The 13,797-nt window shown below is 37.7% G+C and carries 11 protein-coding genes and 1 pseudogene; 4 read left to right on the top strand and 8 right to left on the bottom strand.

The annotated features are described in order from the left end of the window. The 4 genes and pseudogenes from AACU98_RS08100 to AACU98_RS08085 all read right to left on the bottom strand — a co-directional run. A partial coding sequence (locus AACU98_RS08100) for an IS4-like element ISVsa5 family transposase (RefSeq protein ID WP_001443860.1) occupies positions 1 to 1,141 on the bottom strand: 1,141 nt, incomplete at its 3' end. A gap of 109 nt (positions 1,142 to 1,250) precedes the next feature. After that, a pseudogene (locus tag AACU98_RS08095) lies at positions 1,251 to 1,745 on the bottom strand (DMSO/selenate family reductase complex B subunit); the annotation flags it as partial. 11 nt (positions 1,746 to 1,756) lie between these two features. After that, complete coding sequence (locus AACU98_RS08090; protein WP_012368081.1) at positions 1,757 to 4,195, bottom strand: DMSO/selenate family reductase complex A subunit; 2,439 nt, start codon at positions 4,193 to 4,195, stop codon at positions 1,757 to 1,759. A gap of 352 nt (positions 4,196 to 4,547) precedes the next feature. Further along, the gene (locus AACU98_RS08085) at positions 4,548 to 5,804 is read right to left on the bottom strand and encodes a mechanosensitive ion channel family protein (protein WP_004250735.1); all 1,257 of its coding nucleotides are present in this window, start codon (positions 5,802 to 5,804) and stop codon (positions 4,548 to 4,550) included. 599 nt (positions 5,805 to 6,403) lie between these two features. On the opposite strand from AACU98_RS08085, the gene AACU98_RS08080 reads away from it, so the two are divergent. Continuing rightward, positions 6,404 to 8,041: a hypothetical protein gene (locus AACU98_RS08080; RefSeq protein ID WP_017628014.1), complete on the top strand. Its 1,638-nt coding sequence runs from the start codon at positions 6,404 to 6,406 to the stop codon at positions 8,039 to 8,041. 79 nt (positions 8,042 to 8,120) lie between these two features. Here AACU98_RS08080 and AACU98_RS08075 read toward each other — a convergent pair whose 3' ends face one another. Continuing rightward, positions 8,121 to 8,699 (bottom strand): HdeD family acid-resistance protein, encoded by a 579-nt coding sequence (locus AACU98_RS08075; RefSeq protein ID WP_004243604.1) that lies wholly within the window; start codon positions 8,697 to 8,699, stop codon positions 8,121 to 8,123. Between the two features lie 186 nt (positions 8,700 to 8,885). Here AACU98_RS08075 and AACU98_RS08070 point away from each other — a divergent pair, with 186 nt between their 5' ends. After that, positions 8,886 to 9,743, top strand: a complete 858-nt coding sequence (locus tag AACU98_RS08070) for a D-amino-acid transaminase (protein ID WP_041701181.1) — start codon at positions 8,886 to 8,888, stop codon at positions 9,741 to 9,743. A gap of 62 nt (positions 9,744 to 9,805) precedes the next feature. Here the strand turns inward: AACU98_RS08070 and AACU98_RS08065 are convergent, their stop codons facing one another. Further along, the gene (locus AACU98_RS08065; RefSeq protein ID WP_004250737.1) at positions 9,806 to 10,366 is read right to left on the bottom strand and encodes a helix-turn-helix domain-containing protein; all 561 of its coding nucleotides are present in this window, start codon (positions 10,364 to 10,366) and stop codon (positions 9,806 to 9,808) included. A gap of 84 nt (positions 10,367 to 10,450) precedes the next feature. Here AACU98_RS08065 and AACU98_RS08060 point away from each other — a divergent pair, with 84 nt between their 5' ends. Together AACU98_RS08060 and AACU98_RS08055 are read left to right on the top strand one after the other, a co-directional pair. After that, positions 10,451 to 11,113, top strand: coding sequence for an AzlC family ABC transporter permease (locus AACU98_RS08060; RefSeq protein WP_012368078.1), 663 nt, complete (start codon positions 10,451 to 10,453; stop codon positions 11,111 to 11,113). Beyond that, positions 11,110 to 11,439, top strand: a complete 330-nt coding sequence (locus AACU98_RS08055; RefSeq protein ID WP_004250741.1) for an AzlD domain-containing protein — start codon at positions 11,110 to 11,112, stop codon at positions 11,437 to 11,439. The genes AACU98_RS08060 and AACU98_RS08055 overlap by 4 nt, the downstream gene beginning before the upstream one ends. A 56-nt stretch (positions 11,440 to 11,495) precedes the next feature. On the opposite strand, the gene AACU98_RS08050 is transcribed toward AACU98_RS08055, so the two are convergent. Further along, on the bottom strand, positions 11,496 to 12,899 hold the full coding sequence (locus tag AACU98_RS08050) for an ATP-binding protein (RefSeq protein ID WP_004243598.1): 1,404 nt from the start codon (positions 12,897 to 12,899) through the stop codon (positions 11,496 to 11,498). Then, the gene (locus AACU98_RS08045; protein WP_004243597.1) at positions 12,900 to 13,565 is read right to left on the bottom strand and encodes a response regulator; all 666 of its coding nucleotides are present in this window, start codon (positions 13,563 to 13,565) and stop codon (positions 12,900 to 12,902) included. It lies immediately after the preceding gene. Between the last annotated feature and the right edge of the window lie 232 nt (positions 13,566 to 13,797).

Below are 13,797 nucleotides of genomic sequence, written 5' to 3'. Positions count from 1 at the left end.
AGTCTTCCCTTGTTATTGTGTAGCCAGAATGCCGCAAAACTTCCATGCCTAAGCGAACTGTTGAGAGTACGTTTCGATTTCTGACTGTGTTAGCCTGGAAGTGCTTGTCCCAACCTTGTTTCTGAGCATGAACGCCCGCAAGCCAACATGTTAGTTGAAGCATCAGGGCGATTAGCAGCATGATATCAAAACGCTCTGAGCTGCTCGTTCGGCTATGGCGTAGGCCTAGTCCGTAGGCAGGACTTTTCAAGTCTCGGAAGGTTTCTTCAATCTGCATTCGCTTCGAATAGATATTAACAAGTTGTTTGGGTGTTCGAATTTCAACAGGTAAGTTAGTTGCTAGAACCCATGGCTCCTTTGCCGACGCTGAGTAGATTTTAGGTGACGGGTGGTGACAATGAGTCCGTGTCGAGCGCTGATTTTTTCGGCCTTTAGAGCGAGATTTATACAATAGAATTTGGCATGAGATTGGATTGCTTTTAGTCAGCCTCTTATAGCCTAAAGTCTTTGAGTGACTAGATGACATATCATGTAAGTTGCTGATAGGTTTCCAGTTTTCCGCTCCTAGGTCTGCATATTGTACTTTTCCTCTTACTCGACTTAACCAGTACCAACCCAGCTTCTCAACGGATTTATACCATGGCACTTTAAAGCCAGCATCACTGACAATGAGCGGTGTGGTGTTACTCGGTAGAATGCTCGCAAGGTCGGCTAGAAATTGGTCATGAGCTTTCTTTGAACATTGCTCTGAAAGCGGGAACGCTTTCTCATAAAGAGTAACAGAACGACCGTGTAGTGCGACTGAAGCTCGCAATACCATAAGTCGTTTTTGCTCACGAATATCAGACCAGTCAACAAGTACAATGGGCATCGTATTGCCCGAACAGATAAAGCTAGCATGCCAACGGTATACAGCGAGTCGCTCTTTGTGGAGGTGACGATTACCTAACAATCGGTCGATTCGTTTGATGTTATGTTTTGTTCTCGCTTTGGTTGGCAGGTTACGGCCAAGTTCGGTAAGAGTGAGAGTTTTACAGTCAAGTAATGCGTGGCAAGCCAACGTTAAGCTGTTGAGTCGTTTTAAGTGTAATTCGGGGCAGAATTGGTAAAGAGAGTCGTGTAAAATATCGAGTTCGCACATCTTGTTGTCTGATTATTGATTTTTCGCGAAACCATTTGATCATATGACAAGATGTGTATCCACCTTAACTTAATGATTTTTACCAAAATCATTAGGGGATTCATCAGCACTCTGTACCATGTTTCGCTCTGATCACTTCAATATCATCAAAATCCAGTGCACGTTGTGGACAAGATTCAACACAGACCGGTTTCATACCTTGGGCGACACGCTCATAGCAACCATCACATTTTGACATCAATTTTTTCTTTTCATCAAACTGTGGTGCGCCATAAGGGCAACGTAATTCACAATAACGGCATCCAACACAAACATCTTGATTAACAACCACTAAACCGTCTTCTTCACGTTTATGCATCGCGCCAGTAGGGCAACCTGCCACGCAAGTAGGGTTAGAGCAGTGGTTACAAGAAATTGATAAATAATAACTATAAATATTTTGTGTCCAGATACCGTCTTGTTTTGCCCAGCTACCACCGCCATATTCATAAACACGACGGAATTTAGGGCCTAAATCTAAATCTTTTTCATCCTTGCAACTGACTTGACAGGTTTTACAGCCAGTGCATTTAGTGGAGTCAAAATAAAAACCATATTGCTTCATGAGTTAACTCCTTATGCACGTTTCACTTCAACAAGGTTAGTATGTTGTGGATTTCCTTTAGCAAACGGCGATGGGTGCCAGCTTGTTAATGTATTAATACATCCACCGGTATCTACACCTGTTGTATCAAGTGAACGCCATGCACCTTGTGGTACTGCAATCACACCAGGTAATACACGATCTGTCACTTTGACACGAATATGCAAGCGACCACGTTCGTTATAAATCTCAGCAATATCGCCAGATTTTAATCCACGCTGTGCCGCATCAACGGGGTTTAACCAAAATTGATGGGGAATAGCTTCACGTAACATTGCGACGTTAAAATAGGTAGAGTGGACGTGACCTTTATCGTGGAAGCCCGTCATTTGCAGTGGGAACTTCTCTTTTAAGGTAACGTTTTCAACACCTTCTTCATTTTTACAATATTCTGGAATTGCAGGAATACGATCACCTTCTGGTAAGATCCAACCTTCAGTGTCTTGCATTAATTTCTCAGAATAGATTTCAATTTTACCTGATGCTGTTTTTAGTGGGTTGGCGATAGGATCTTGGCGAAATGCTTCTAATGCCACATAAGCGCTACGAGGAGGAAGTTTTCTATCCACAATCCCCATATCGTTAGTTTCAGCAAAAGAAGGAAGCGCTGGGTTATTTGCTTTTACTTGGTTATAGCAATACTCAATCCACTCTTGGTAGGTTCTACCTTCAGTAAATTTCTCTTTAACACCTAATTTTTCAGCGATATCTGCCAATACATCATAGTTAGGACGATTTTCCCATAACGGCTCAATGGCATTTTGTAAACGCACCATATAATGATACGCACCACTAGCATAAGAGTTATTGATAAGATCGTTAGTTTCCACAGTAGTGACATCAGGCAGTAAAATATCGGCATATTTTGCTGATGGTGTCATGTGGTTATCCCACACTAAAATAAATTCACATTTTGATTCATCTTGCAGTAATTCATGTGTTTTATTGAGATCAGCATGCTGGTTACCAATCACATTACTGGAGTAACACCACATAAATTTAATGCCCGTATCCAGCTTATCTTTATTTCTGACACCGGCATTTTTACTGGTTAACTCTTCACCACGAGCAACCGCTTCAGACCACATAAACGTTGGGATCTGGGTTTTTACTGGATTTGGTATGGCAAAACTTGCGACAGGGTATTCAATGCTACCGCCCCAACATCCGGTATTAGTACCAGGACGACCAATATGACCAGACATTAATGGTAACATCATAATGGCACGGCAAGCTTGTTCACCATTACTGGTACGCTGAATACCCCAGCCTTGGGAGATCCACGCCGCTCTGGCATTACCAATTTCACGTGCCAATTGAATAATACGCGCAACGGAAATTCCGGTTAATTGACTTGCCCACTCAGGGGTTTTAGCAATCCCATCAGGACCATTACCGAGAATATAGTCTTTGTAAGAGCCATTTTCAGGTGCTGAGGCTGGCAGAGTTTGTTTATCCCAACCGATGCAATATTCACGTAAAAATGCCTCATCAGTGATACCCTCTTGGATCATCACATAACCTAACGCAGCCACTAATGCAGCATCAGTACCCGGATAGATAGGGATCCACTCTGCACCTAATGTTGTGACACTATCAGTACGACGCGGGTCGATAATAATTACTTTACTTTTACTCTTATCTAACGCATTCAGTGTTTCATAGAACTGACCACCGCCAGACATACGAGTTTCAGCAAGATTATGACCAAACATCACAACCAAATCTGAGTTTTCGATTTCTGTTAACAGAGATTCCAGCATATCACCATACACATAAGGGACGATGCCGGTTAATTGTGAATAAGAGTAAGTACCGTAGTCACTTAAGAAGCCACCGACTGTACTTAATAGACGTTTACAGGCTGTTCTACCATGTAAATTCGCTCCGGTAGATCCAGTACCATATTGGTAATAAATAGCCTCATTACCATAGGTATCGATAGTATATTTTAGCTTATCAGCGATAATCGAAGTCGCTTCATCCCAAGAGATACGCTCGAATTTACCTTCACCACGTTTACCGACACGTTTCATGGGGTATTTTAAACGGTCTGGATTATAAGTTTTCCAACGAACGGAACGTCCACGTAAGCAAGGACGGATCTGATGAAGACCAAAGGTTGAGTCATCAAACATGGTTTCATTGGAAATACGGCGGATCACGCCATCTTTAACATGAACTTTTAATGGGCAACGACTACCACAGTTCACTAAGCATGCACTGTATTTGATGGTTTCAGACGTCTCATCAGGACGAATACCCTGGGGTGTTTGAGCATTAGCAGAGAAAGGTAATGATACCGTTCCAGCTACAGCAGCAGCGCCAGAAAGAACAGCTGCAGACTGAATGAAGCCACGCCGGCTCATTTCAGTGATAGAAACATTATTTTTAATTTTTGACATTGACATTACCCTAACATTTTTCACAACAAATAAAGTTGTATATCTATGTTAAGTTATTACACCTATACCTATAATGATTTATATCAATATAAAAAATGTTAATAAGGTTATCTAAAAAAATAATTATTAAACAATTGGTTACATTTTGCGGTTAATACCACTTTAGTGGTAAATAAAATATCAAATATATAGGTGGAAACAGTGATTCGATATATAAAAAATAACATATCGATTTTAAAAAAATAGGCTAAAACAAGATTGTTAATATGATAACAAAGTCGTTAGTTATAAATATTTGTTAATTTATTTAATAGAAAAAGGGAGAATTAATCTCCCTTTTAAATAATGAACGCTAGGGCTATGGTGTGTCGATATTGGTAGGGAATTTTAATGCTCTGACATCGCTACCTGTTGGTGATTGGTGTATTCGTAAACCAAACTGAGGAAGAATAGCGAATATATGATCAAAAATATCGGACTGAATAGCTTCATACTCTACCCACACGGTTGTATTGGTAAAGGCATAAATTTCGATAGGTAACCCTTCAGAGGTTGGGGCAAGCTGTCTTACCATAATGGTCATCTGTTTATGGATCTTCGGATGATTTTTTAGATAAGCTTCCACGTAAGCGCGAAATGTACCGACATTCGTCATACCACGTTGATTAAGTGGCATTTGATGCTCATGACAAAGGCTAGCGTTATAGCTGGAGATTTCACCTACTTTGCTTTTTATATAAGGTTCAAGAAGCTGTGCCTTTTCTAATTTATCAATATTCTCTTGATCTAAAAAGTAAATACTATTGATATCAAGAGATAAACTGCGCTTAATTCGACGCCCACCTGATTGTGTCATCGCTTGCCAGTTTTTAAACGAATCAGAAATTAAAGAATAAGTAGGAATGGTCGTAACGGTATTATCCCAATTACGTACTTTTACTGTGGTGAGGCTAATATCCACTACGGCACCATCAGCACCATATTTAGGCATTTCTAACCAATCACCCAAGCTAATCATATTATTGGCGGAGAGTTGAATACCGGCAACAAGTCCCATAATTGGATCTTTAAACACCAACATCAACACCGCAGTCATGGCACCTAAACCACTTAATAAAATAAGCGGTGATTTACCGATCAGTAATGAAACAATCATGATACCAATCAGCACGCTGGCAACTAATTTTAAACTTTGGAAAATACCTCTAAGGGGTAATCGGCCAAAAGAAGGGGAATTTCTCATGATCTGCAAACAGAGATCCATAATTGAGAAAATCATCAATAAACCGAAAAGTAAACACCATGCTTGAGCTGTGGTGGTTAATATCTCCTGTGTCTTACCGGGTCCCATCCATAATAAGGCTTGGATATTAATGACTACACCTTGGATAAGAAAGGCAAATCGACTGAATAACTTATTAATTTCAAAAGAGAGTTGCCACTTTTGATCGTATTTACTGATAGCTTTTGAAAGCTTAGGGAGCACAAGTTTGTGCAAAATAAAGTGGAGAACAAGAGCAACAACAAAAATGATCAATAAAACAAGTAACAGAGAAGTGATTTGAGCGTACTCTTCATTAAACTGACGTATCCATGTAAGCAGTTGCTGCTGCATAAACTATCCTCATCATAAAAGGTGATTTAATACTAGGGTACAAGAAGAGGGATTTTAGTTCAAACAAGTGAAATTTTTGTTACTAAAGATGCGCGAAGAGTAAGATAAGAAAAAATCAAAGGGATAGAAAATAAAAGCCAGATAGTGCCTCTTGCGATATAGAGTGCATTTTCTGGCTTTATGCTTAGTTATTCTTTTTAATACAAAGAATTACAATAAACGAGTTGAAGATAATTTAACAACAACTTGGTGCAGATGAGTAATAAAAGAAGTCATTGATTTCATATTAAGTATCCTATTAATAAAATGTGATTCTCGTCACAAATATTTTCTGATATTGATTCTAATCACATTTTCATAACAGTCAACAGCTTTATACAAAAATATTTTAAATTTTAAATTATTTTTTATATTGAAGGCATTTTTTGTTGGTGGCTATAGCTTAAGATCCTGTAAAATTATATCTATCTTATTGTTTAGTAATTATTTTTATTTTTCCCTATCAGCAATACTCAGTTGACTTTTTTCTATTGTGATTTTCACTGCATTTTTTTTCTTTAAGCTGAACATGGAACTTAGCAAAGAAAGGAAATGACGCGATGACTATCGAAACAAAAGAAGAACGTTTACAAAAAATCTTAACAGCTGAAAACTGCAAGGATACCGCAAAAACACCACCTAAGCCTGTTCATCCTCAAGCTGATGAGCCTGATACAGATCCCGATAAAAATACAGTTACAGAGATTAAATATAATCAAATAAAATCTTCGCCAGATGAGCCTGGTAACGAAGTAAAAATGAACGGGATAATTAGCTATGAAGTAGAGGTAAAAGATAGTGATTTACGTTTGGCTCAATGGAGTACAAATCCTAAAGGAATTTTAATTTTACCCAACAACAAAGATGTTTATACCACTATCGTTGATGACCATAAAACGAAGATCTCTTTAACTGGCAATCGTAGTGGAGTGGCTTCATTACAGTTGATTCTAAGAGATGAAGATAATGAAGATAATGCCTATTATGCCCCGCCGTTGCAAATTCGAGTGACACCCGCGATCCCTAATACCGATTGCTCAGCGGCTAATTGTGAGAGGTTTGATGATTTACTGACAATCAACTCTGAATCTATGCAATGGCCGAGCAAATGGGAAGAGGTATCTAAAAGCTTTGTGGTACACCTTCAAAGTCAAGAAGGTGAAGATATGCAAAACAAGGAGGTCACATTAGTTTACGATAAAGACAACAGCACACTACTTACTCAGCCTGAAATTTATAATTCCGAAGGTGAGTTAAGCAATATTTCAAAAACCAATAAATATGGTATTGCAAACTTTAAAGTTAGATTTAAAGGTACCGAGCCAAAGCAGATTGCTGTTTTTTATGCTGAATCAGAAAACAGTGAAGATATAGATAACCCACTCAAATCAAGAAACTATTATGTTGAAATGACGACAGAGAAGTTGCCGTCTCCTAAGGTTCCTGCAACGCTAAATGGTATTCTAAGCTATCATAGTGAAAATTACTGTGTAAATGCGAACCTAATTTTAGGTCGTGATATTAGTGAAAGTACACAAGTAGGGTTCTATTTTAATGATCAACTTAAAATGTTGCCCTGTACTGATAAATCAGCGGTATCGGTCAGGTTAGAGAATCAAGCCTTAACGAATGGCGTTCATTATATCTCTTTCTTCACTGTGGATATTTTTAACAATATTTGTTTTTCACGCCGTGAACGTATTATTGTGGATAATTCCTTAACTGGGGAATGCGGTAAACAAATTAAAAATATTGCACCGAAGCCTTGTATTAGCGTCACTATTCCGCAAATTTGCGATCGTTATTTTAATTCTGTCAATATTCGGCTTGTGCCTTCTTTATGCTTACAAATTAAAAACCGTGTTGCAAAATTGGATATCCAAAAAATGGTTATAATCTTTAATGGATATACTAAAGTCAATAGCAGTGAGCGGACATTGGTTTATCGTTCTACATTAGAAATTTATGCCGATGATCCTCGTTTAGGTGATTTCCTGCAAGATACTACACCAAGCAATGAGCCGATAAGTATGATTGAAATATCAGAGCCTGCATTAGAAAGTATTTTGGCGGATGCATTGCCAAATATCGAAGTGGGACAATTAGGTATTCAGGTGATGGTATTTGAGAAAAATGGCAACTGTTACTTATGTGGTGAAAATATGTATACCGTTTCTCTACGCTTACCTTGTGCTTAATATACAACTTTTTTGCTTACGATTTAGAGCCACATTGTGTGGCTCTAAATTTAAATAACAAATTAAACGTAAGACATCATTAACGAGTCATCCGCTTGATGGCACTGGCTATTGATAGAATAGTAATAGAACTTAAAATAAGTTGTATACCAATCAATGCCATCACCAGTGTTATAGAAGTTTCAGGGCCAAAAGCTAGTAAGAAATAGGCTAAAACAAGATCTAAAAAGCCCACTAAAATATTAAACCAGCCATAAAAGCTATCTTTAATTTGCTTAAAGCCGAGGACTAAGCGGAGTATTCCTGCAAAGATAAATAAATAACCGATAATAAATGCAAGGCTTAACATGCCGTTTAAAGGATCGGTAATAAAAATATAACCTAAAAATAGATAGATAAAACCAGCAAGTAAAGTAATTAACATCGACCAACCAGAAGAGATCCGGCTATTAAAGGCCGCCATTATGCTGGTTATTGCACAAGCAAAAAACACCACACCGAGGAAAACACTGACCACGACCCCTGAAGAAAAAGGGTTAATAATACAGATAATACCCGCAAGTAATCCCAGCATGGCAATGATACTCATTAAAGTACACTGCTTTTTAACGAGTTTCTCTGTTAGCTGAGATAAATTATTTTTATTAATGTCTAACATAACAACCTCTTAATTTGTAATCCTTATCGCAAATTATAGCAATTTTTAGCTATATAACAGGAATTCTTTAAAGAAAAAGGCCATTAAAGATTTGTATTAGAAAGTCAGTAGCATTTGAAATAGTAATGTGAAAGAGTAGTGTGGTAAAAAGTTATCAAGGTTAATAGAATTTATCACGGAGGTAAAATGTCTGAGATTGTGTATTTAAATAACCAATTTGTACCTAAAGAACAAGCTAATATCTCTGTTTTTGATCGAGGTTTCTTATTTGCTGATGCCGTTTATGAAGTTACCGCCGTTATTAACGGACAATTAATTGATTTTGAAGGACATTTTCAACGTTTACAGCGCTCTTGCAAAGCATTATCAATGCCTTTTTCATTAACCAAAGAGCAATTAAAAGAGATCCACGGGCAATTGATAGATAAGAACCATCTGCATGAAGGACTTATCTATTTACAAGTCACTCGTGGCGCCGATTCATCACGTTTTTTTGATTTCCCGTCTTCATCAGTCGCTCCTACATTGGTGCTATTTGTTCAACACTCAACGGTGGTAAATCATCCTAATGCAAGCAAAGGAATTTCTGTCGTAAGTGTTGAGGATATTCGTTGGCAACGCTGTGATATTAAAACGGTGGCATTACTTGCTGCATGTTTAGCAAAACATCATGCGCATCAGCAAGGTGCTGATGATGCTATTTTTATCAAAGAGGGTTATATCACCGAAGGAAGTTCAAGCAATTTCTTTATTGTTAATCAGCAAGATGAAATTATCACTCGCCCATTAAGCCAAGATATTTTACCGGGGATCACGCGACAAGCGATTATTCAGTTAGCCAAAGAGCAAAAACTCACCATCATTGAGCGTTTATTTACACTCGAAGAAGCGAAACAAGCCAAAGAGGCTTTTATTAGTTCAGCGACGACCTTAATTTGGCCGGTGATCTCCATTGATAATGAAAAAATAAATCAAGGTAAGGTAGGGGCGTTATCACAACGCTTAAGAGAGATTTATCTTGAGAAAGCCGGTGTTAAACCATAGTAAATTTTTATCGCACTGATTTTGACTTTATCCGAAAAATCAGTGCGATAATACCATTGTCACTAATTGTGATGTTCAATGATCATGACAGCGGTAGTATCTGGCTCTAATGCACGTAGCACATGAGTAACGTCACCAGGGTAACAAATATAGTCACCGGGAGATAACTCTTGTTGATTATCTAAAGTACCGACAATGGCACGACCACTAATTATAAGAATATGTTCTGTGACATTTTTACTATGAGGATCTGACACTCTATCTTTACCCGGTTGAGCAATAACCGTATAAATATCGCGCTTCGCGCCATTGGGGCAAGATGACAATAAAAAGGCATGGTAATAGGCCTTTTCTGCACTAATTTTAAATCCATCACCTTTGCGGATCACTTTAACTTCTGGTTTAGGTGAGGAAATCAGTTGTGAAAACGGAATATTGAGTGCGACGCAAATAGCCCATAAAGTTTCGATACTTGGATTACCTTGTCCCGCTTCTAATTGGGATAACGTTGACTTTGCGATCCCCGCTCGCCTTGCGATTTCTGCAAGTGAAAGACCTGCTTTTTTTCTTTCTCTAGCAATAGATTGAGAAATAATTTCAATGGGTGCCGAAGGTGATGACATCATAGTTTCCTTCAAAAATCAGCTTGCAAAAAAATACATCGTTCAACATAATGAACAAATCGTTCAATAAATAATACGTTTTTTATGCATATTAACAGTCGTCTAGATAATAACGTACTTAGAGATATTCTGCTTGTTTCATTAGCGGATGGGATCGTTGGAATATCTTATGGTGCTTTAGCACATACTCAAGGTTTCGATTTTTGGGTACCTCTTTCGTTATCGATTTTTGTTTTAGCAGGAGCTTCTGAATTTCTATTTATCGGAGTGGTTGCGATGGGAGGAAGCGCCATCTATGCGGCACTCGCTGGCTTAATGGTCAATGCAAGGCACATCCCTTTTAGTATGGCGGTGAAAGAATTACCCGGAAAAGGGATTAAATCACTATTAGGCTTTCATGTATTAAATGATGAAAGTGTGGTTTTTGGGTTATCTCAATCGACTGCTGAGCAAAATAGATTAGCATTTTGGGCTTGTGGATTAGGCATTTTACTGATGTGGCCGTTAGGTACTATGCTAGGTGTTTATTTAGGCTCTTTTATTGTTGATATAAAAATGCTTGGTTTAGATGCGATGTTCCCAGCGATTATTTTGGCACTAAGTTTACCGGCATTGAAAAATAAATTAACACGAAAAGCCGCTATTATTGGTAGTGTGATTGCCTTAGCAACGACACTGTTTCTCCCTGCGGGAATACCGGTTTTATTATCCTTGTTAGGCGTTTTATTTGTGGTGAGAAAAATATGATCTCAACAACTTCACTTATCGCAGGTATCGCTATTTTAGCCGTAGGAACTTATGCCATGCGCATCTCCGGTATCTTATTAAATAATAAAACGGGGATGTCTGAGCGGGTCAAAGAAATGTTTTCACTTTCAGCAATCGTGATCTTATTTTCGGTTGCAATGACATCTACTTTCTTTGATGGTGACCAACTCGCTGATATTGCCAAGATTATTGGTGTGGGTGTTGCGGGCGTTTTAACCTGGAAAAAGAAACCTTTTATTTTGGTGGTATTAAGTGCTGCTATTATTACCGCGATGCTACGTTGGATAGCCACTTTGTGGGGATAAGCATAACTAATAGTTTTAACTAAAATTATAGGAGGCAAAGGCCTCCTATAATATATTTACTCATTATCTAGTGGTTTAATTTTTAACGGTAAGGTAATAATAAAACCAATACCTTTATTGTGTAGCCCTTCAGTAATGGAAATGGTTGCTTGAATTTTTTCAGCGAGATTTTGTGCAATAGATAAGCCTAAACCACTGCCCGTCCCTTGTGATCCCGGAACACGATAAAAACGGGAAAATAGTGAGCTAATATACTCTGGTGCAATTCCAGGTCCATTATCACGCAAAATAATATTGAGATGATGGGTATCTTTATGTTCAATAGTCACTTCGACTTGACTATTATTGGGGCAATATTTGATTGCATTATCCAATAAGTTATTAAAAATAGACAGTAGTGCTTGTTTATCTGTTTCTATTTTAAGTGACATACCTTCATTTAAAGATAGCTCAATATTTTTTGTTAAGGCATAAGGCACGCGCTGAGCAATAGCATTACCAATAATATTATAAACATCAAAGGATTCTATTTTTATAGGGAAATCATCACACTCTAATCTTGCTAAATCAATAAGCTGGTGGGAAAGTGCGGCGGCTCTATCCAGAGATTGTTTCATATCTTCAATAATTTCTTCTCGCTCCTGCTTTTCATCGACTAAAGAGAGAATGTGCAATTGGGCAATCACTGCGGCAATCGGGGTTCTTAGCTCATGAGCCGCATCAGCCATAAATTGTTTTTCTCTAATATTAGCCGCATCTATTCTTGCCATTAATTGGTTAAGCTCTTTAAAGATAGGGCGGATCTCTTTAAATTGTTGTCCGACATTAATTGGCGTTAAATTGCGAGGTTTTCGGTTAGAAATCAGCTCTGCGGCTTGTCTTAAAGGGCGCAAACTAAAATAAGCAGTAATTAAGATAGCCAAGATCACCGTCGCTAAAATAAATAGGAAGGGCACAAAAGTACCGGAAATAGGGTTACCAATGACATGTCCTCTATCTTCGACGGATTCACCAATAAAAACTTTAATTTTATGTTGTTTTCCCCAACTATAAGATAAATACCATTTCTCCCCAGCCACAGAGATTTTTTCAGAGGCAAGCGACAGTACCCGTTTAGGCAGAGAAAGTTCCGGTCTATTGGTATAAATCAGATCATTGTCTTTATTTAAGACAATAAACCAAGGTAAATAGTGTAAATCATCATCCTCACCATTAAGCATGGTATCGATATACATGTTTTGTAAATGGTGAGCTATCTGTTTTACTGTCTCGGGTTGAGAGGAAACCGTTTCGAGTGTATTAGCAAATCCTTCAGCAATAATTTCTTGTTGCTTATTGTAGATAGTTTCAAAGTCAGCAAGATAATCAAATTCTATCCAAGCTAACCAAACGCCCCATAGCATCACGATAGATATCGTTTGTAGAAAGATAGTATAAATAAAGAAAGAGCGGATCTTCATTTAGTTCACTTCTTTTTTTAAGAGATAACCGATACCGCGAACCGTAATAATACGCTCTTTGCCTATTTTACGGCGTAAGTTGTGCATATGAACTTCAAGTGAGTTACTTTCAATTTTGTCATCTAAGCCAAATAAGCGTTGTTCTAAATCAGATTTACGTACTACATTATCTGTATTGCGCATCAGCTCATATAATAGCTGGTACTCTTTACCTGATAATAACAATAGTTCACCATTTAAAGTGACTTGATGATTCGAGGGATTAAGCTGTAAATCACCAATAGACCAAATCTGTGAAGAGAAACCGGCCATACGGCGACTTACGGCTTTTACACGAGAAATTAATTCAGGCATAGCAAAAGGTTTTGGTAAGAAATCGTCGGCACCTGAATCTAATGTTTGTACTAAGTTATCTATTTGAGTACGAGCCGTCAAAATAATAATGGGTATTTTTTCACCACTTTTTCTTAGTGCGATAAGTTCATCTTGACCATCACCATCAGGAAGACCTAGATCAAGCAACATTAAATCAAAGGCTTTTTGGTTTAATTGAACACGTGCATCCGCAAGCAATCTTACCCAGCAGGGCTGAAAACCAGCAATTTCTAAACCACGACAGAGCGCCTTTCCCAATTGCAGATCGTCTTCAACTAATAAAATATTCATAATAACACCTATCAAAATATGCTTTAAGAAAGTATAAAAGGCAAATAAAGTTTGAGCAATATAATAAAAGATAAAGCTAAGTGTGATTAATCAACTCTTAATATTAGATAATATATTATTAAATATGTATTTTTACTGAAAGTAAGGTGTTTAAGTAATAAAATAATCACTTTCTACATGAATCTTTTGTAGAGGTGATAAATAAATACTTGCTTTTATGATGATGATGACA

The organism is Proteus sp. G4380 (assembly GCF_963885725.1).
GTDB classification, from domain to species: domain Bacteria; phylum Pseudomonadota; class Gammaproteobacteria; order Enterobacterales; family Enterobacteriaceae; genus Proteus; species Proteus mirabilis.
This window is presented reverse-complemented; position numbering and strand designations above follow the sequence as displayed.

Coding starts and splice junctions, on each gene's coding strand:
- AACU98_RS08090 (WP_012368081.1), bottom strand. CDS start 4,195: ATGTCAATGTCAAAAATTAAAAATAATGTTTCTATCACTGAAATGAGC.
- AACU98_RS08085 (WP_004250735.1), bottom strand. CDS start 5,804: ATGCAGCAGCAACTGCTTACATGGATACGTCAGTTTAATGAAGAGTAC.
- AACU98_RS08080 (WP_017628014.1), top strand. CDS start 6,404: ATGACTATCGAAACAAAAGAAGAACGTTTACAAAAAATCTTAACAGCT.
- AACU98_RS08075 (WP_004243604.1), bottom strand. CDS start 8,699: ATGTTAGACATTAATAAAAATAATTTATCTCAGCTAACAGAGAAACTC.
- AACU98_RS08070 (WP_041701181.1), top strand. CDS start 8,886: ATGTCTGAGATTGTGTATTTAAATAACCAATTTGTACCTAAAGAACAA.
- AACU98_RS08065 (WP_004250737.1), bottom strand. CDS start 10,366: ATGTCATCACCTTCGGCACCCATTGAAATTATTTCTCAATCTATTGCT.
- AACU98_RS08060 (WP_012368078.1), top strand. CDS start 10,451: ATGCATATTAACAGTCGTCTAGATAATAACGTACTTAGAGATATTCTG.
- AACU98_RS08055 (WP_004250741.1), top strand. CDS start 11,110: ATGATCTCAACAACTTCACTTATCGCAGGTATCGCTATTTTAGCCGTA.
- AACU98_RS08050 (WP_004243598.1), bottom strand. CDS start 12,899: ATGAAGATCCGCTCTTTCTTTATTTATACTATCTTTCTACAAACGATA.
- AACU98_RS08045 (WP_004243597.1), bottom strand. CDS start 13,565: ATGAATATTTTATTAGTTGAAGACGATCTGCAATTGGGAAAGGCGCTC.